Source organism: Capnocytophaga sputigena (genome assembly GCF_002302495.1).
Lineage (GTDB): Bacteria > Bacteroidota > Bacteroidia > Flavobacteriales > Flavobacteriaceae > Capnocytophaga > Capnocytophaga sputigena.
The window spans coordinates 1,876,603-1,896,517 of record NZ_CP022379.1 but is presented as its reverse complement, the minus strand read 5'-3'; the positions used below and the strand labels follow the sequence as shown (position 1 = coordinate 1,896,517).

Annotated in this window: 17 protein-coding genes and 1 tRNA gene; 7 read left to right on the top strand and 11 right to left on the bottom strand. The window is 40.4% G+C overall.

Annotation, left to right across the window (positions count from 1 at the left end; all coding sequences use genetic code 11):
- Positions 1-8: 8 nt before the first annotated feature.
- From CGC57_RS08370 to CGC57_RS08325, 10 genes are all read right to left on the bottom strand, one after another.
- Positions 9-2,114, bottom strand: coding sequence for a glycoside hydrolase family 97 protein (locus CGC57_RS08370; RefSeq protein ID WP_095898777.1), 2,106 nt, complete (start codon positions 2,112-2,114; stop codon positions 9-11).
- 129 nt (positions 2,115-2,243) lie between these two features.
- Complete coding sequence (locus CGC57_RS08365; RefSeq protein ID WP_095898776.1) at positions 2,244-3,347, bottom strand: beta-ketoacyl synthase N-terminal-like domain-containing protein; 1,104 nt, start codon at positions 3,345-3,347, stop codon at positions 2,244-2,246.
- 27 nt (positions 3,348-3,374) lie between these two features.
- A complete protein-coding gene (locus CGC57_RS08360; protein WP_095898775.1) occupies positions 3,375-4,289 on the bottom strand; it encodes an ABC transporter ATP-binding protein in 915 nt (304 codons plus the stop codon).
- Positions 4,290-4,359: 70 nt separating this feature from the next.
- Complete coding sequence (gene pheS / locus CGC57_RS08355) at positions 4,360-5,382, bottom strand: phenylalanine--tRNA ligase subunit alpha (RefSeq protein WP_095898774.1); 1,023 nt, start codon at positions 5,380-5,382, stop codon at positions 4,360-4,362.
- 88 nt (positions 5,383-5,470) lie between these two features.
- Positions 5,471-7,129: a DUF6909 family protein gene (locus CGC57_RS08350; protein ID WP_040360760.1), complete on the bottom strand. Its 1,659-nt coding sequence runs from the start codon at positions 7,127-7,129 to the stop codon at positions 5,471-5,473.
- 1 nt (position 7,130) lies between these two features.
- The gene (locus CGC57_RS08345; RefSeq protein WP_095898773.1) at positions 7,131-7,601 is read right to left on the bottom strand and encodes a regulatory protein RecX; all 471 of its coding nucleotides are present in this window, start codon (positions 7,599-7,601) and stop codon (positions 7,131-7,133) included.
- A 91-nt stretch (positions 7,602-7,692) separates the two neighbouring features.
- The gene (locus tag CGC57_RS08340) at positions 7,693-8,073 is read right to left on the bottom strand and encodes a hypothetical protein (protein ID WP_002677716.1); all 381 of its coding nucleotides are present in this window, start codon (positions 8,071-8,073) and stop codon (positions 7,693-7,695) included.
- A gap of 48 nt (positions 8,074-8,121) precedes the next feature.
- Positions 8,122-8,192: transfer RNA gene (locus tag CGC57_RS08335), tRNA-Cys, on the bottom strand.
- A 37-nt stretch (positions 8,193-8,229) separates the two neighbouring features.
- Positions 8,230-8,595, bottom strand: a complete 366-nt coding sequence (gene folB / locus CGC57_RS08330) for a dihydroneopterin aldolase (protein WP_095898772.1) — start codon at positions 8,593-8,595, stop codon at positions 8,230-8,232.
- Positions 8,596-8,598: 3 nt separating this feature from the next.
- Positions 8,599-9,558, bottom strand: a complete 960-nt coding sequence (locus CGC57_RS08325) for a PorP/SprF family type IX secretion system membrane protein (RefSeq protein ID WP_002677988.1) — start codon at positions 9,556-9,558, stop codon at positions 8,599-8,601.
- Positions 9,559-10,023: 465 nt separating this feature from the next.
- Here CGC57_RS08325 and CGC57_RS08320 point away from each other — a divergent pair, with 465 nt between their 5' ends.
- Both CGC57_RS08320 and CGC57_RS08315 read left to right on the top strand, forming a co-directional pair.
- Positions 10,024-10,956, top strand: a complete 933-nt coding sequence (locus tag CGC57_RS08320; RefSeq protein ID WP_095898771.1) for a YiiG family protein — start codon at positions 10,024-10,026, stop codon at positions 10,954-10,956.
- A gap of 136 nt (positions 10,957-11,092) precedes the next feature.
- The gene (locus tag CGC57_RS08315; protein ID WP_157909314.1) at positions 11,093-11,896 is read left to right on the top strand and encodes a hypothetical protein; all 804 of its coding nucleotides are present in this window, start codon (positions 11,093-11,095) and stop codon (positions 11,894-11,896) included.
- 43 nt (positions 11,897-11,939) lie between these two features.
- Here CGC57_RS08315 and CGC57_RS08310 read toward each other — a convergent pair whose 3' ends face one another.
- Positions 11,940-12,452, bottom strand: coding sequence for a nitroreductase family protein (locus CGC57_RS08310; protein ID WP_095898769.1), 513 nt, complete (start codon positions 12,450-12,452; stop codon positions 11,940-11,942).
- A gap of 144 nt (positions 12,453-12,596) precedes the next feature.
- Here CGC57_RS08310 and CGC57_RS08305 point away from each other — a divergent pair, with 144 nt between their 5' ends.
- The 5 genes from CGC57_RS08305 (at position 12,597) to CGC57_RS08285 (ending at position 19,899) form a co-directional block, all read left to right on the top strand.
- Positions 12,597-14,834, top strand: coding sequence for a GH92 family glycosyl hydrolase (locus tag CGC57_RS08305; RefSeq protein WP_095898768.1), 2,238 nt, complete (start codon positions 12,597-12,599; stop codon positions 14,832-14,834).
- A gap of 84 nt (positions 14,835-14,918) precedes the next feature.
- Positions 14,919-16,154, top strand: coding sequence for a WG repeat-containing protein (locus CGC57_RS08300; protein ID WP_095898767.1), 1,236 nt, complete (start codon positions 14,919-14,921; stop codon positions 16,152-16,154).
- A 99-nt stretch (positions 16,155-16,253) separates the two neighbouring features.
- Positions 16,254-18,410, top strand: a complete 2,157-nt coding sequence (locus CGC57_RS08295) for a PepSY domain-containing protein (RefSeq protein ID WP_095898766.1) — start codon at positions 16,254-16,256, stop codon at positions 18,408-18,410.
- A 26-nt stretch (positions 18,411-18,436) separates the two neighbouring features.
- Positions 18,437-19,084, top strand: a complete 648-nt coding sequence (locus CGC57_RS08290; RefSeq protein WP_095898765.1) for a CBS domain-containing protein — start codon at positions 18,437-18,439, stop codon at positions 19,082-19,084.
- Between the two features lie 32 nt (positions 19,085-19,116).
- On the top strand, positions 19,117-19,899 hold the full coding sequence (locus CGC57_RS08285) for a porin family protein (protein ID WP_095898764.1): 783 nt from the start codon (positions 19,117-19,119) through the stop codon (positions 19,897-19,899).
- Positions 19,900-19,915 lie beyond the last annotated feature (16 nt).

The following is a 19,915-nucleotide window of genomic DNA, read 5'->3' as shown; positions in this document are numbered from 1 at the left end:
CTGACTCATTATTTAATTTCTTTAATGCTAATAGCATAGCCGCCACCTTGAGCAGCTGTGAGTTTTAATTTGGTTTTAGCATTTACTTTTTGTTTGGTAATAGTATATGCTTTAGGATTGGTTTTCCAGTTGGCATCTTTGGCATCGGCATAGATGGTAGCCTCATACTTCTTGCCTTTATCGAGGAAGTTGAGCAAGAGTTCTGAAGTATGACCACCTTCGTGAGCGGTACAACCTACGTACCAATCGTTGCTGTGTTTATCTTTACGAGCAATGGTGATGTAACGTCCTGGTTCAGCTTCAAGATATACGCTTTTTTGCCAATCTACGGGTACATCTTTGATGAATTGGAAAGCATCAGCGTACTTTTCGTAGTTCTCTGGCAAGTCAGCTGCCATTTGTAACGGACTGTACATTGTTACATACAAGGCTAATTGGCGTGCCAAAGTGGTGCGTATTTGGCTGTTGTTGTTAGGGTTTACATACTTCATTTCGGTCTCGAAGATACCAGGGGTATAGTCCATAGGTCCTCCTTGCAAACGTGTGAAAGGCAAGATAGTAGTGTGGAATACTTTATTACCACCAAAAGCCTCGTACTCAGTACCGCGAGCTGATTCGTTACCTATCATATTCGGGTAAGTACGGCAGAGACCAGTAGGGCGTACTGCTTCGTGAGCATTCACCATTATTTTGTATTTAGCAGCTTCTTTAATCGCATAAAGGTAGTGGTTGATAGTAGATTGGCTATAGTGGTGTTCGCCTACTGGAAGAATATCGCCTACATATCCACTTTTCACTGAGTTATAACCATATTTGTTCATCAACTCGTAAGCGGCTTTCATATGGCGCTCGTAGTTGCGCGTAGAGCCAGAAGTTTCGTGGTGCATCATCAGTTTCACACCTTTAGAATGAGCGTACTCGTTAAGCGCTTTGAGGTCGAAGTCGGGGTAAGGAGTTACAAAATCGAACACATAATCTTTTTTGTGACCAAACCAATCTTCCCAACCCACGTTCCAACCTTCTACCAACACTTGGTCGAAGCCGTGTTTAGCTGCAAAATCGATGTATTTACGCACGTTCTCGTTGGTAGCGCCGTGTGTACCGTTAGGTTTGGTTTTGGTGTAATCTACGGTATTGAGGTCGATAGTAGGGAGGTCGTTCGTATAGCTCCAAGAGCTTTTACCGGTAATCATTTCCCACCAAACACCCACGTATTTCACAGGTTTAATCCAAGAAGTATCGGCGATAGCACAAGGTTCGTTGAGATTGAGAATCAATCGAGAAGCTAAGATTTTACGTGCATCGTCGCTCACCATAATCGTACGCCAAGGGCTGTGGCAAGGCGCCATTAGGTAACCTTTATCACCTTTAGCATCAGGAGTGAGCCAAGATTGGAAGACGAAAGTTTTGTCGTCGAGATTAAGGTTCATCAAGGAGTAATCAACCAAGGCAGCTTCGTGAAGATTGATATACAAGCCGTCTTTGGTTTTCATCATTAGAGAAGTTTGTACGCCAGTAGGTGAAAAAGCAAACTGCGATACGTTTTCGGTAACAGCTTCTTTCATCAATCCGCGAATTTCAGAAAGTTTGCTTTCCATATAATCGTACTCTTGGGTATCGTAATCCCCAGGAATCCACCAAGCGGTGTGGTCGCCAGTCATTGCAAACTGAGAAAGTTCTTCCTCTATTACAAAATAGGTGAGCTCTTTTTGTGAAGGGAACTCATAGCGGAATCCCACTCCTTCGTTGTACACGCGAAAACGAATGTTCATTTTGCGGTTGGTATTATTTTGCTCTAAAGAAACAAGAAGCTCATTGTAGTGGTTAAGGATTTCGCTTTCTTCCCCCCATACAGGTTTCCAAGTTTCTTTGAAAGTAGATTTTTTAGTATCTACTACTTTAAAGTTATTGGTTAAAGGCTCGGCTTTTTTAAGAGTGAAGCCCAAAGTACTTTCGTTTATCACTGGTTTATTTTTGTAGGTAACCTTATATGAAGGAGTTCCGTCGCTTTTCAGTGAAAAAGAGAGCATCACACTGCCATCTGGAGAGCTTTGTTGCTGTGCCATAGTGAGATGGGCAGCAAAAATGCTCATCAAAAAAATTATTTTTCTCATCTTTTTATTCCTTTATAGTGTTAAAATCGGGCTCAAAGTTACGAATATTTTCTTAATAAGCAAATTTTCTTCACTTTTTTTTAACATAAAAAAATAATATTCAGATGTTAGTAATTATATATTAGGGGGTTATAGTTGTTTGATCACAAGTGCGGTGTTGCTACCACCAAAGCCTGAGGCTGTTTTGAGGATGTAATTCACTTTTTTATGCTGGGTTTCTCTCAACACATTAATAGGATGAGAAACACCGAGAGTTTCAAAATTAAGACTTTTTAGAAGGGTTTTGTAATGAGCTAATTCAATGGTAAGTAGGGTTTCGAGCAGACCTGAAGTACCTAAGGTGTGACCAAAGTAACCTTTGTAGCTGTTGAGAGGCGCTGAAAGGAGATTGGCTCGCATAAAGGCGATGCTTTCCATCTCGTCGTTATAGAGGGTACCAGTGCCGTGAGCATTGATGAGGTCTATTTGCTTGGGGTCTATTTTTGCCTCATCGAGAGCGTTTTGGATACTCAAATACAATCCTTCGCCGGTACGAGAAGGTCCTGAAATATGATTGGCATCGTTGATAGAACTGCTCCCCAAAAGTTGCGCTTTAGCACCTTGCGCTTGCTTACTCACATATACAGCAGCGGTTGCCTCACCCAAGGTAATGCCGTCGCGAGTAGCGTCGTAAGGCTTGCAGGGTTTAGGACTCATCGCTTGAAAGGACTGAAATCCCGAAAGCACAAACTCACTTATCTCATCGCCAGCCAATACCACAGCACTGTCGTAACTATCTGTTTTTAGCAGGCTATCGGCTACTGAGAGCGCCATTACCCCTGATACACAAGCATTAGAAACAACAATAGGCGTTGCAGAGATTCCTATTGCATTGGCTATTTTTTGGGCAGTAGCCGAAAGTAAAGGGGTAGGATTTCCTTTGGCAAGTGCTGAAATATTACCTTTAGTAGTGGAAAGAATTAGGGCAGTGCGAGGAGTAATTTTGATATAACGAAGTATAGGAGCAACTGCCAAAAGGAGCATTTTTTCCAATCGCGAAAAACCTTCAAGCCCCACGAGTTGCTGGTATTTGCTCTCCAAAGCTCCATCGCCTATTTTAGAAAGACAAACATTGGTGAGCTGCCCATAGATAGGATAACGAGCGATACCCGATTGTTCTCTCAGCACCAAATGAGCGGTGGTAGCGAGGTCGAGTCCTAAAGGTGTTACGATATTATAGTGATGGAAATACATTAGGCGATTTAGTGCGAGCCACACGAGCTATTTGATTTGTAAATGAACTATAGCGTTTTTAGCAAGCGGGATGGGGTGATAGAAATAAATTTTTGTCTCGGGAGTAGTAGCTTCTATAAGGTAATGTGCTCCCTGAAAGTAGTTATGTTGCACAGTAGCTCGCCAATCGGTGGGATGAGGGGCAAGCACAATTTGATGAGGTCTAAAGAGTTTGCCTTGATAGGTAGTTACTTCTCCAAAGAGAGAAGCGGTATAAACATCGGTATCTTGAGCGTAGACATTGAGAGTGTCGCCAAAGTGCAACAATTCACCTTTGCGCATTATTGCTGTTTTATCAGAATAAGAAAGGGCATCTTTACCGTCGTGAGTTGCTACTATACAGCTGATATTCTGCTCTTTTAGATAAGCAAAAAGGGTGCGTTGTAAATCGTTTTTCCTAAAATTATCTACCTGACTAAAGGGTTCATCGAGCAACAACAATTGGGGTTCTTGTGCTAATGCCATTGCCAATGCTACACGTTGTTTTTCGCCACCACTGAGGTTTAGGGCTTTTAAAGGAGCAAAGCGCTCCATACCTACTAAGGTGAGGAGTTCCATTACACGTTCTTTTTTATAATCCAAATCGAGATTGGAAATAAACTTACCAACATTCTCAGCAACAGTGTGGTAAGGTCCTAAACCAAAATCTTGTGCGAGGTATTTCATCGTTTTGAAACCTGGCACTAACTGACGTGAGGGTCCCCAAACGCGCTCATTGTGAAAGAGGACAGAGCCTTCTTGCACGTCTACAAGTCCGTAGATAACTTTGAGAAGGGTACTCTTACCACATCCGCTTTCACCCATCAAGGAAAGGTGTTCGCCTTGTGAGAGTTCAAAAGAGATGTTTTTCAGTAATTCGGGTTGCCCGTTGTAGGCAAAAGAAACGTTTTTAAGGAAAAGCATTTTTTAAGGTAACAAGTAACAGGTAACAGGTAACAAGTGTTGTGACACGTTTGTTAGTCTGTTAATTTAATTAAAGAGCGCTTTTGAATTGTTCTAAGAATCGAGCGTCGTTCTCGTAGAACATACGGATATCCCCTATTTGGTAAAGCAACATTGCGATGCGTTCTACCCCCATACCAAAAGCAAAACCACTGTACTGTTCGCTATCGATACCGCAGTTTTTAAGCACATTAGGGTCGGTCATACCACAACCCATAATTTCGAGCCAACCAGTTCCTTTGGTAATGCGGTAATCTACCTCGTTGTTAAGCCCCCAGTAGATATCTACTTCGGCACTAGGCTCGGTGAAAGGGAAGTAGGACGGGCGTAAGCGGATACGAGATTTGCCAAACATTTCTTTAGTGAAGTACAAAAGTGTTTGTTTGAGGTCGGCAAAAGATACGTTTTTATCGATATACAAGCCTTCTACTTGGTGGAACAAGCAGTGAGAGCGAGCAGAAATAGCCTCGTTGCGGAACACGCGCCCTGGGGAGATTGTACGGATAGGCGGCTGGTGGTTTTCCATATAGCGTATCTGTACAGAACTGGTGTGAGTGCGCAAAAGGATATCGGGGTTAGTTTGTATAAAGAAAGTGTCCTGCATATCACGTGCAGGGTGATATTCGGGGAGATTGAGGGCAGTGAAGTTGTGCCAATCGTCTTCCATTTCAGGTCCATTGGAAACATCGAAACCTATATTCGCAAATATTTTTACAATTTCATTCTTCACCAATGAAATAGGATGGCGAGCGCCAATGGGAGCAGGAGCAGCAGGGCGGCTCAAATCACCATAAATACCATTGCTCTCGTTGCGTTCTTCGAGACGGTCACGCCATTCTTGTACTTTAGCTTCAGCTTTTTGTTTGAGTTCATTCACTACCTGCCCAAAGGTCTTTTTTTCTTCATTAGGCACTTCTTTAAAAGCTGCAAAAAAATCGTTTAACAAGCCTTTTTTACCGAGGTATTGAATGCGAAATTGTTCGAGTTCTTCTTTAGTTTTCGCTGTAAAATCTTCAATTTTAGCGATATGTTCTTTTATTTTATCAATCATCATAAAAGCGGAGTGGGTTCATTTAGTTTTTCTCAAGAGGCAAAAGTACAAATAATTTATAAATTAGCAAATTTGTAAATTCCCAAATTTATCAATTAAAAATCTGTTCTAATATTTTAAAGGTGATGAGATAGGTAGGTTTTACGCCCGTAGTACCCAATCCGCCAGAAGCGAGAGTGCTACCAGTTTCGAGAGGGTTATCGGAAGCATAGTAAGCATAACGCACTTTCACATCTTCGCGTATGCTTTTCCGTATTTTAGAAGCTGATTGTATAGCTTTTTGGTAATGAACACCTTCCATTTCCAAGCCTACGGCATTCCACGTAGAGTGCAAGAAGAATTTCAGGATATCCTTATTTTGGAGAGACGTTCCTAACACTGTAACCATCGTGCCTTCAAACACTTTAAGACCATTCCCTTCAAAATCGGCTTTAGAGAACTCGTTGTGGAAAGGATAGTTATCGGCAGTACCTTCAAAAATATGAGAAGTAGGAATCATCAAATCGCCTTTTTCGCCTTCCAAAATACCTGCTTTTCCCATAATAGAAATAGAAATCACATCGAGAAAATGCGTCTTACCACCTTTGTGATAAGGTTTTAGCAACTCGTCGATGGTTTCGTAAGCCTGTTCGCCAAAAGCGTAGTCCATCACAAAGATTACAGGTTTTTGGTTTTCCTCAAGGTGATGCACTTTGTAAGGCGTATCGGCAAAATCTATTTTGGCAGTATCAAAGAGTTGGACATCGATATTGGTACCTGAAGTATCGTCTACCGAAATCATTCCGTGTTTGTGAGCATAGTCTTTCACCTTTTTGCGCAGAGGTTCACTCTCGGGCAAGCTAAGCAGCTCAAAAAGTTCGATACGTGATTTTACTTTCACTTCGCCTGCAAGAGCTTCTTCGGCAAACAAGCTATTCATCACGCTGTGCATATTAGCACTGATGATGTGCAAGGGGCGGTTTAAGAGTCCGTTTTTAAGGAGGATATGTTTGATATTTTCCGCCCATATTTCGCCGTGGAGGTGGTGACCGATGCGTTCGCGCAATACGGTACTGAAAGTAATCACGCGTTTATCGTCGTTCACACGCTCATTGAACGCCAATTTACCCAACCAGTAGATGATGTGAATAAATCGATCGGGGAAAGCGGGGGTAGCCAATGCTTTGTAAGCAGTGAGTACCTCTTCAAAGGTGCGCCCCAACAAGTTACCGATGTGTATGAAAGTAGCCTCACGCTCGGCAAGGGTGAGTTTATTTTTTTGAATATTAGATTCGAGTTTTGCCCAATCGTGAGAAATTTTATTATCGTCTAAGAAAATACGATCGGCGATTTTGTGAGATTCTATAAAGAGGAAAGTGAGGTGCGTAAGCACATCGTAGATATCGGAACGACCGCGAGTAATTTCGATATTCATTTGCTCGGGATCAATGCGATAGCAATTGCGGCGGCGTTTAGGGGGGATAATAGGTTTGAAATGCGATTGGCGATACCCTTCATCGGCGATGAGATTAATGTACTTACATTGCTCAATACCCTCGGGAAGACGGTCGAGTACATAGATAAGTCCGCTGAGTTCAGATTTACTTTCAGCGATAGTGCCATAGATTTCGGGGCGTAGAACGAGTAAAGACTCGCGGAGTGCCTCGCCTGAGATACCCATAGGTTTATAGAAACCTCTTGAGAAGAGGTGTCTCATTGTTACATACATACGCTCAATGGCGTTTGTGGATTCTTGTGCTCTACTTTTCATATTATTCGTCGTATAATTCATCTACTATTTCGTAGACGAGTTCGGGTTCAAAGCCGCGGTATAGGAGAAAGTTGGCTAATTTTGCTTTGGCTTTATAAGGATTTTTTTCTTTGATGGCAGCCTGTTTTTTTTCGGCTAATAGATTGAGGGTTTCGTAGTAGTCATCGTCAGTAATTTCACTCAAGCCAGCTTCGATATTATAATCGGTGAGCCCTCGAGCTTTGAGTTCTCGCTGTATGCGGAGTTTTCCCCACTTTTTGTTATAGAATTTACCACGGGTAAAACTTCGGGCGTAGCGTTCTTCGTTGAGGAATCCATAGTGAATAAGGTGAACAACGATATCGTCGATTGCTAAAGGAATCATACCCATAGTGCGGAGTTTAGCTACTACCTCGCGGTGGCAACGTTCCTGATAGGCACAATAGGCTTCGAGACGAGCTTTAGCTTCTTGGACGGTGTAAGTCTTTTCCAATTAACAATTAATAATTTGCAAAAAAACCATCCTTTTGGGATGGCTTTTTAATTATTAAACTAAATTTGTTTATTATGACAACAGCTCCTTATTAGAAGATAGCTGCTAGGTCTTTTTTGTATTTAGCGAGCAAAGCACGGGTAAGACCGAGATTTGCTTTTGAAGAATCTACTGCTAAGTAGATGAAGTAGCCACCACTTGCAGCGATATCGATAATGTGGATTTGATTAGTAAGAGTAATAAGGATATCCTCAATTTTTTCTTTAGAAGCCAAACCAAGTATTTGGAGGGCGTTTTGTTTTGCCTTTACAACTTCGAGGTTATAAGCAGAAGCTAAGTTAGGGTCGAAACTAGGATCTACTGATTCTGCTCCATAAGAAACACCTGAACGCACTTCAGTAACTGAAACAGCGATAAATCCAGGAACATTGGTTTTCATATCCTGAATGAATTTGTCTAAAACATTTATCATTGTCTTGTAAGTTTTTTTTATTAATTATTAAATGAAATATTGTAAGTGAGGCATCGAGCGGATTTGAACCGCTGTATAAGGTTTTGCAGACCTCCGCCTAACCCCTCGGCCACGATGCCTTTTATTGTTCAGGGCGCAAAGATAGAATTATTTTTTTTAACTACCAAATCTTTTGCGCTTTATTTTTACAATTACTTGAGCTACATCCCCTCCTATAGGAGGATTAACCTTGGCGATTTTTAGTTTTAGTTTCTGAACCTGTGGAAGTTCTGAGAAAATTCTATCGGAGATGCGACCTGCTACATTTTCTAACAATTTCGCACGGATAGCCATTTCTTCTTTTACTATTTTGTTCAGATGTACATAATCTACGGTATCAATGAGCTCATCGGTTTGGATTGCTTTTTTTAAATCGGCGTATATTTTTAAATCAACGCGATAGTCGCTACCAATAATACCTTCTTCGGCAAGGCAGCCGTGACAAGCATAGACGCGTATGTTTTTAAGAATAATTTCTTCCATTTATTATCGTTGTGCACACTTACAGTTACTAACCCCTTGGAACAAGTCGAGACCTAAAGTAAGCATGTGTGTACCAGAGTTATAGCCTATAAGTTCGTTGAGGGTAACTTGATAAGAATAAGCAGCATAGAACATTCCGAATTTAGCTCCTGCCATAGGACCTATATTGAGAGGGCGGAAAAGCTGGTCGTTGAGAGAACGATAGTTCAATCCTACCCAATAGTAATCTTCTATATCAAGCCAACGGAATTTGATATTAAAATCGGTTGTAGAACGCCCATCACTTTCGTAGTGTTGGAAGAGGACAGAAGGTTCGATTTCAAATCGGCTATTTTTGTCACGTTTGTAGCGGTAACCAGTATACACCATATAGTTACGGAGTGCTTTAGGTTCTTCTTTGTAGAAACGCTCGATATCTTTGTTGAGAATATTGAGAGCTGTAAGGTTGATCCACCATTTTTTATAGCGATAAAGGACAGCCACATCGAAGTTATGGTTTACAGTGAAGCGGTCGTTTGTAAGCGCTTGGTCGTTACCAGATATAGTTCTATCAAACTTATCGATTTCAATTTTAAAAGTATTCAAAGCATAAGAAATACCGAAAGAGATGAAGTGGTTGTCGTAACGGTCGAGAGTAAGGTGGTGAGCGAAGGTAGCTTTACCCCCCATTTGCTTAGTAAAACCATTGCGGTCGTTATAGAGCATCACCCCTGCCCCACTGCGTTCACCGAGACGCATATCACCTCCAAGTGATTGATAGTCGGGGGCGCCTTTTACACCTACCCACTGAGTAACCGCAGAGAGACGGATGCGCACGAAGTCACCAATACCAGCGTAGGTAGGAGCGATTAGGAACTCGCTATCTGCCAAATACTGATTTTGTTGTGGTAAATTTAGCTCTTGAGAGAAGGCTTTTGGAGCAAAAGCACATACTGCTAAAACAAACAAAACTATTTTTTTCATTGTTGATAAAATTAAACTATTAGATTGCTATAATACTCAATTTCTGATTTTATGAGACACCTATTTAGTATATAAGTACAACTCACAAAATTTTCAGCAAAGATATTTATTTTTTTTGTGTTACGCTACTATTTGAGTAAAAAAAAACGAATATTTAACGTATTTAGATTTTTTTTAACATTTTTAAAGTATGTTTTTTATTGCATATTTTTTAATAAAAATCCTATTTTATTGGATATAATCTAATGTTTTCGTGTTTTTTGTTACTGTTTATTCAATTTTTTGTGGATTTTATTGATTTTTTAACCAATTGAGAAAAGAATACCCTTTTACGTGAGTTGTGACGAATATTTTAACACTGAAACAAGAGGTAAGAAGCAAAAAAATAAAAGAACTAAAATTTGCTATTTTGCTAATTTTCGCATACTTTTGCCAAAAATTATTCATTTAAATAAAAAAAGCAATATGAAAAGATTTACTTTTGTATGGGCGCTCATAGCGCTATTTTTTATAGGCTGTAAAAACAACAACAGCAATAATCCTTTTAGTGGTTCGGCAAGTGGACAACAAGAGGCTAATGAGGTGATTGAATATTACAACAACGCCTTAGAACTCTATAAAACATATAACAACTCGTACATCAACCAAGGGGTGAATTATATAGAGAAAGCTCAAGAGTTTGTAGAAAAAAAAGCAACAGGTGCTTTGGCTATTAAGCCTATCAAACCTATTTTTATGATGATCAGCCCTATGAAAGAAAACAAGGAAGCACCGAAGGGTTTTGGCGACAAGCAAGAAACCATTAAAAAAGCAATGGAAGAGATGAAACGCAGCGCTCAAGCAATGCGCAATTTAATAGATGCTACTACATCGTACTTAGATGCAGAAGATTACAAAGATGACAATGGCAAAAAACTGAAAGACCACCAAAAAGAAGCTGAAGCTCAAGCCTTGACTTTTAGAGAAAATGCTAAAACACTTCTCAACACAATGAGCCCCATCGTAAATCAAGCTGAAGAGAGCAGTTTAGAAGACCAACCTCTAAAAGAACACATCATTTCGTCTAAAAAATTAGTAACTCAAACAGAAGATTTTATAGATGAAGTAGAAACTCAAGCTGAAAGCGAGCGCTTAGACGATGCTAAATTGCAAAACTTGTACACTGCTATTGAAGAACAAGTTGAAAAAAATGAAAAGTTAGAAATCAGCAACAAAGAATATGCAAGCAGAAAAAGCAGTTTTGATTTTTTCAACAAAAGTGTGAGAGAGTATTTAGGTGCAGCACGCAAATTGATACGTAATGCGAAAGAAGCAAAGGAATTTTCGGAAAGAGATTATCAAGAGCTCAACTCTAATTACAACCAATTGATTAACGCTTATAACAATTTTGTGGATTAATATAAAAAGACTTAGAGAAGAGGGTGTCCAAAAAGTTTTGTTTTGTAAGGGCGTTTGCAAAACGTCCTTACAAAACATATTCTAAAAGTAATTGATTATCATAAAGATTTTGATACCTTTTCAAAATCATAAAGAAATGACAATAACAGATTCAAAAAATAATTATCAAAATGTTATTATTATACTCATTTGCTTTGGGTTGCATATAGGTTTAAGCAATTATCTATATACATTTGCTAAAAACTTAGAGCTTGTACTTTCTATGCGCTTCATTTCAAATTGCTTTGCCAATTTGCTGATTACCTCCCCAATATGGGTGGGCAATGCGCTACTAAATGACGGAAAAAGTTATTGGCAGCGATTAGGACTTGGCAGTAACATCAAAGAGGCTTTGGTATTTATAGGACTTTTAACTTTATTGCTCTCTCCTTTTTTTATTTATAACTTTAGCGACTTCTTACATTTTCTGAACACTAAAGGAACTGTATGGATATTGAACATCTTTTTAGCTGAAATATGCTTGCGAGTATTCTTTTTTCGCAATCTTTGCAACTATACCTCGTGGGGAATTTTGCGCAATGCCTTGATTTATACAGTTATTTATTTAGCTTTTCTCATCTATTCTTCTTTAGACAATATCATTGAAGCCCCCTCCGATTTTCTACCTTATTACGCTTTGAACTATTTGATTAACTTCTGCGTTATTTTTATATCTTCCTGTTTTTATTTTTGGCTTTATGTAGAGTGGAAACACAATTTTTGGTTGGTTTTTGGGGTGCGATTGTTAATTAGTTATTACATAGCATTTGTTTTTGGAGACGGACTCTTACACTATATCACTTGGCTCTTTGTAGCAGTCCCTGCAGTACTGATAATCATTGGGACTATTCTATACAAACGAAAAAAAGGTTTACCTTTAGAAGTAAAACGATTTTGGTAGTAGCACAACAAGCAATTATAACACAATAGGTAATTGCAGGTCTTTATCTTTTCTTTCCCATAAAGAAGAGACCATAACAGCGTTCATTTTCTTCTAATTGTAGAAAATCTTTCAGTTGAAACATAAAACCAGGGGTACCCCAATAACAGCCTACCGCGTGGGCAGTGCAGGTGAGATACATATTCTGTACTGCCATTGCTGTAGCAGCAATTTCTTCCCATTCGGCTACTTTACCACTAAAATGAACACTGATAGTAACTACGGCATAAGATTTAGCTACTTTTTTCGCTATTTCATTCATTTTTATCTCAGAAAAGCTCTCTGCTGGTACATTTTCTTTGTATAAACGCACTAATTCTTCTCCCAAACGCACTTTCTCATCACCTTTATACACTTTTAATCGCCAAGGTTTAGTGCGTTTGTGGTTAGGAGCTTCATCTGCAGAACTAATAATCTCTTGTAAGACTTCTTCGGGTATAGGGCTATCACTATATTCGGGTGGATAGACGCTTTTGCGAGAGGTAATGATATGCTTGAGTGTTTGGGCTTCTGTCATAATATTAAAAAAATAATGTTTCACGGGGCAAAGATAGTAAATAAAGACGAATTACGAATTACTAAAAAAGGAGGTAACAAGGTTGTAACTTCAAAAAATAATCGTACATTTGTAGCCTGATTAACCATTTAGAGTTCTAAACGAATGAAGAAACTACTTTCTTTTGCCACTTTGTGGGTGGCTTTATCACTACACGCACAACAACCTGTGGATTATATCAATCCGCTTATTGGTACTTCTAACTTTGGTGCTACCCACCCTGGCGCAATTGCTCCTCGCGGTATGCTTAGCATTTCACCCTTTAATGTGGCTTTTGACACTACGGGAGTGAAAGCTCCGCTCGAAAAAGATAGTCGATGGCTTTCAAATCCTTATGTAAATGAAAATAAATTCTTCACGGGGCTTACTCACGTGAACCTCAGCGGGGTGGGCTGTCCTGAACTCGGGGTGATTATCGCAATGCCTACTACTGGTAAATTGGAAATCAATCACTTAAAATACGGCTCTACTTACCAAAAAGAAGTCGCTAAAGCGGGTTATTACAGCAATTTCCTCACTAAATACAATATCAAAACTGAAGCTACTGCCACCACCCGCGCAGGTATTACTCGCTATCACTTCCCTAAAGGAGAAGCTAACTTGCTTATCAATCTCGGACTCGGACTCACCAATGAGAAAGGCGCAATGCTGAAATTCGTATCGCCTACCGAAGTGGAAGGAATGCGTATGGTAGGGACTTTCTGCTATAACAGTCCGGAACTGGCATATCCGGTGTATTTTGTAGCCAAAGTGAACAAAGTAGCCCCTTCTTATGGCGTTTGGCATCAGCCAGAAAAACACCAAGGGGTGGAAGCTCAATGGATGTGGTACAACGGCGACACCCGCCTCAAAGAACAATTCGCCCGCGAGGTAGTAGGCGATAGTATAGGGGCGTATTTCCGTTATAAATTTGATAAAGAGGAAGTCGTGGAACTCAAGGTGGGTATCTCATACGTGAGCATAGCCAACGCCCGTGAAAACCTTGAAAAAGAAATAGGCAACCGCACTTTCGACGAGGTGTATGCCACCACACGCCAAACGTGGAACGATGCTCTCCGCGCTACCGTAGAAGGCGGTACCGACGACCAAAAAACCATATTCTACACGGCTCTGTATCACGCGCTTATTCACCCAAATCTCCTCAACGATGTGAATGGCGATTACCCTGAGAGCAAGACTAACAAAATAGGCAAAAATCACCAGCGTTATACGGTGTTCTCGCTTTGGGATACCTATCGCAATTACCACCAATTGCTCACCCTGCTCTACCCCGAACAGCAACTGCAAATGGTGCGCACGATGCTCGACATCTATAAAGAAAGCGGTTGGCTACCCAAATGGGAACTCAATTCTACCGAAACCTTTACGATGGTAGGCGATCCTGCCAGCATAGTATTAGCAGATACTTACCTGCGCGGTCTCACCGATTTTGATATACAAACGGCTTACGAGGCGATGCTCAAAGGGGCAAATACGCTTGAAAATAACCCTATACGCCCAGGGGTGAAAGAGTATTGGAAATTGGGTTACCTGAGTGTAGACGGAGGGGTAAGAGGACCTGTATCTACTACCCAAGAGTACAATGCTGCCGACTTTGCCATTGCGCAAATCGCCAAGAAACTCGGCAAAAAAGCCGATTACGAGAAGTTTAACAAACAAGCCTATTCGTATAGAAAACTATTCGACAAAGAAACCCATTTATTGCGTCCGCGTCACGCCAATGGCAAGTGGTATGCGCCTTTCAACCCCGAAAGTGGGGCTAACTTTGAAGAGAATGTGGGCTATATAGAGGGCAATGCGTGGCAATACGTATATATGGTAACCCACGATGTAAAAGGAATGATCAAGCTAATGGGTGGTGAAAAATCTTTTGAAAAGCAACTCGACCATATTTTCGACAGCAAGCAGTACGATATGGCGAACGAACCCGATATTGCCTATCCGTATCTCTACAACTTCCTGAAAGGCAAAGAGTGGAAAACCCAACAGAAGATAGACCAACTCATCAATGAGTATTTCCAAAACAAACCTGCGGGACTCCCAGGCAATGAAGATACAGGGGTGATGTCGGCTTGGCTCATTTATGGAATGGCAGGTTTTTATCCTATTACTCCTGCTGAACCTAACTATACTTTTACCTCGCCTAAGTTTACTAAAATCACCCTCAAACGCAACCCACAGTACTATCCTGCTGGTGATTTGGTAATAGAAAGTAATGCTTCGCCTGAAAACATTTACATTAAGAATATTTACATCGACGACAAGCCTTACAAATCCTATTTTATTAGCCACGAGGCACTAAAAAATGCGAAGAAAATACGATTTGAGCTAGGTAAAAGATAAGAGGTAAGAAAAGTGTGTCCCACCGCTGGCGCGAGCTTGTAGCTCGTGCCAAATAAATTAGTAAATCAGTAAATAAAAAACACAATGAAAAAAATCCATTTTGTATTAAAATTAACCTTACTGTTGTGTGGCTTTACGGCTTTGGCACAACCTAAATACTTTATCTTTGAAGAAAAAGGTAAGTTAGGATTGGTAGATTTGCAGGGAAAAACAGTGTTAGCCCCTACTTTTAATTCTATAGAAGAAAAACAACCATACTTCATTGCTTGTAAGCAAGCAAAAGGCTGTTCGGTGTATAACGAAAATTTACAACCCATTCTTAAAGGGACTTATAACTCTATAAGATTTGGGTGTGAAGGTCAGTTTATTGTTGAGAAGAATGGAAAGTATGGGGTGGTTTCTGAAAAGGGCACTATAATACTCCCCTTAAAATATTCATTTATAAACTCTAACAAAAATGGCTATACCGTAACTCTTAATGAGAAAATGGGTCTTTTTAACTCTGAAGGGAAAGAAATTATCCCTATAAGCTATCGCTGGATTTACACTGATAAGATAGATGATAATATTCCTATTGTAGCAAAATTGGATAGCAAAGAGGGATATATCAATACTAAAAATGAATGGGTGATACCTCCTACCTACAGAGATGCTTTCGCTTTTCGACAAGGTTTGGCTAAAGTAAGGGAAGTGAGAGATTACATATATATCAACCTTAAAGGAGAACCTATTATTCAAGATTTTGATGCCAATGTGATTGAACCTTCTGACAACACTTACATAGTAGGTGTACGTAAGGAATGTAAGTATATGGTCTATGATTTGAATGGTAATTTGTTAGATACCTACAATCTTTTAAGAAACAATAGGAGTGATGATGCTATTTTCGCGGTTAAAAAAAATGGTAAATGGGGCTATATAGATGGCTATGGCAAGGTAATAATTCCGTTAGAATATGAAGAAGTCGGTAATTTTAGCGAAGGATTGGCTGCTGTACGCAAAGATGGTAAATGGGGGTATATCAACCTAAAAAATGAGGTAGTGATTCCGTTTGAGTTTACTAATAGAGGGGTAAGCTCCTTTAAAAATGGGGTTGCTACATACTATACTGATAGCGGTATAGGTCTTATCAATCTGAAAGGAGAAATAATAGCTGAACCTAAATATAATAGTATAGAATACGTAAGAGAGAATGTTGCTATAGTACTTTTTGATGATTATTACTATCTATATGATTTTGTAAAAGAAAAGAAACTAAAACGCCTTGAAGAAATAAAAATTGAAGAAACCGATATAGCTATAGCACCAGATTGCGACTAATTGACCCTCTGCTGGTGCGAGCTTGTAGCTCGTGCCAAACAAATTAACACATCAACAAATCGCCTTTGCGTAATTCGTCTCTCGTAATTCGTAATTATTATGCATAAACTTCACTTAATTCTTTCCCTAATAGCAGGGGTATTCATATTGCTGGGGGCTCTTACAGGGGGCATCTTGGCGGGTGAATCGGTGTATAACCAAACGTTGCCTTACAAAAGTGCATCGTTTGAAAGCACTACCCTTGCCCAAACCATTGCTGTTTTAAAGGAAAAGAATATAGATGCCCTTAAACTCTCTATCGACCGCAATCACTTTGTGCAGGTGGAGACGACTGAGGGCGAAAAACTCTTTATCCATCCGCAATCGGGGGAGGTCATCAAAGGGGATTATAAGCCCTCGAAGTTTATACAGTTCGTTAAAACCTTGCACCGCTCGCTCTATATGGGCAAAACGGGACGGGTGATTATGGGGATTACGGCTTTGTGTTTGTGTGTAGTAGCCTTGTCGGGTATATGGCTCATCGCCCGCAAACAGCAACGTTGGGGCAGGTTCTTCCACAAACTTCCGCAAGAAAAATTCTACAATCATTACCACAGTGCTCTGGGGCGCTGGGCGCTCGTGCCCATCTTTATCATTGCCCTCACGGGGGTGTATATGACGCTCGAAACAGTGGGAGTGTTTCCTAAGTTCAAAGCTGAACACAATTACGATATTAGCACACTACAAGAAACACCCGCAAAACCCGCTAAAGACTTCCCTGTTTTTCAAGTGCCTCTCGCCGAAGTGCGCCAAGTGGAATTCCCTGCTTTTGAAGATGTAGAAGAGGTTTATAAAGTAGATTTCATCGATAAAAATATAGTAGTCAATCAGTTTACGGGCAAGGTGATTAGCACCTCCACCTCTCCTTACAAAGGCTTGGCGTATTTGGTGCGCACCCTGCACATCGGCAAAGGGCATTACCTCTGGGCGAGCGTGTTGTTGCTATCGTGTGTGGCTCTGTTGTTTTTCCTCTACTCTGGTTTTGCGATGACCCTCAGAAAACGAAAGAAAGGCATCAACAATCCGTTTGATAAAAGCGAATGTGAATACATCGTGTTAGTAGGTACCGAAGGAGGCACCACCCGCAAGTTTGCCGTTCTTTTCCATAACGAACTCCTCCGTTTGGGCAAACGTTCCTACCTGACCGATATGAACGCCTACACTCGTTTTGCTAAAGCAGAGCAACTCATTGTATTTACTTGCACTTATGGCGATGGCGAGGCGCCTATCAATGCTACTCACTTTGCGCAACTATGGGCGAAAAATTCCCCCACACAACCTTTGGCGTATAGCGTACTCGGTTTTGGTTCTGACACTTACCCCGATTTCTGCAAATATGCCAAAGAAGTAGACCAACTTTTGTCGGCTACTGCACAAGCTGAATGTGCGCTGCCTTTGCATACCGTAAACGACCAAGATTTCAGTCAGTTTAAAGCGTGGGCAACGGCTTGGGGTATGGCGCAAAAGCTCTCTTTAGCTTTGCCCGATGATTTCAGCGTACAACCTCAGCGCAAACCGCTCACTTTCACCGTAACAGAGAAAACGCCCGTAATGGACGACGATATTTTCCTAATAGCGTTACGTCCGTCGCAAAAAAGTAGTTTTACCTCTGGCGACCTCTTGGGCATTACCCCTGAAGACGGGCGCGAACGGCTTTATTCTATTGCCAAATACCAAGGAGATGTGTGGCTGAGCGTAAAGCTACATTCACAAGGGGTTGTTTCTAACCTGCTGAACAATTTGCAAATAGGCGATACGCTGCAAGGGGCTTTGGTAGCCAATAAACACTTCCACTTTCCTAAAAAAGCACCTCAAGTAGTGTGTATTGCCAATGGTTCGGGGATGGCGCCCTTTATAGGAATGATAGCCGAAAACACTAAAAAGAAACCCATCACCCTGATATGGGGTTGTCGCCGTGAAGCCTCTTTGGAAATCTACCGCCCTTATATAGAACAGTTTACTCACGAAGGAAAGATAGCCAACTATTGGCAAGCCCTCTCGCGTGAAGGGGACAAATTCTATGTGCAGGACATCTTGCGAAGAGAAGCTCCTTTCTTTGCAGAACTCCTGAAAAACAAAGGAATTGTAATGATATGCGGGTCGGTTGCGATGGAGAAAGCAGTTACCGAGGTCTTAGAGACGATTTGTAGAGAACATTTAGAAAAACCACTGAGCTACTTCCAAAACAAAGGACAAATCAAAACGGATTGTTATTGATTAGATAAGAGATAAGGGATAAGAATATGACAACACATTTTTTACATATAGACCCCAATACTTCGATAGAGGAAGTGAATTTGCTTTTTGAAGCGCACTCGCTTTCGGCTTTGCCCGTGTGCGAAAACAATTCTTTTATAGGGGTACTCCGCAAAGAAGCCGTGGAAGAGGCTGCTAAAGAGGCGTTAGTAAGTGATTATGAGTATGCGCTTGAACACTATTTTATACCTTCAACGGCTACGTGGGATGCTGTGGTAGAGGCTTTTGCGCTCTATCAAACCGATATGTTACCGGTAATCAATGAGGGAGGAGATTTTATAGGTTACTATCATTTAGATGAGTTTGTATTACAATTTATCGAAACTCCTTTTATACAAGAAGCTGGCTATGTGCTTATTTTGCAGAAAGATACTCTTAACTATTCACTTGCTCAAGTTAGCAGCATCGTAGAGGAAAATGGAGGAAAACTCTTAGGGCTTTATCTCTCTAATCGCACGGAAAACAACGTGCTTATCACCCTAAAAATCACCACCAACCGACTCTCGGAAATACTACAACACCTCCGCCGTTATGGATATGGTATCCTCACCGAAAAAGAAGATGATCACTACCGGAAAGAACTGAAAGACATTGCTGATTACTTTGAAAAATACTTAGACTTAGGTAACAGATAAGAGATAAGAATAATCTTTAACTAATATATACTATGAAACGTTTTTTAACTACAATTTTATGGCTTTGTGCTACTTATGTTGGCTTTGCGCAAACCGCAATAGGGGTAAAAGTGAATACTCCATTACATTCTTTTAATTTTTTCAACGAGCTCACCTCTAACGAAAATTATGATATTGAGATTTATCCGCGAATTGCTGCTTTTAATTCAGGTGTATTTGCTCATTTCCAACTCGCCAAACGTTGGGCATTACAAACTGAAGTGCTTTATCGCCGAGAAACATTATCATTCCGTCCTAAAAATAGCACTTGGGATACCGAAGAACGTCCTTATTACGAGTTTGACTACTTAGAAATCCCTCTTATGATGCAATTCGAGGGCAAAAAACCCGTTAGAGGATTTACACAGTTAGGTTTTTCACCCAAAATTAGTACGAGAGCAGCTTTTAGAGATAAAGGAAGCAATGAGGTGCAAGATATGGAATACTATTTTGGTACAGGACAACTACACATTAACTTCAATATAGGAGGAGGGTTGATCGTAGAACGCCCCAGATGGTTGTTGTTTGCCGAAGCACGTTATTCAGTTAATCTTACCAAAATGGCAACGAATAGCAGTTCTCCTTATTTAAATTTCATAGAAGCGAGAAATCATACCTTTACATTTTCGTTAGGTGCAGGCTATAAATTCTCTAAAAAGAAAAACGATACTCCTCCTACTGAAGAAATCGTAGCTCCTACTGAAGAAGTTATCACACCTACTGAAGAAATCGTAACTCCTACTGAAGAAGTAAATAAAGAACCCATAACCGAATAATCTTTAACTAAATCAT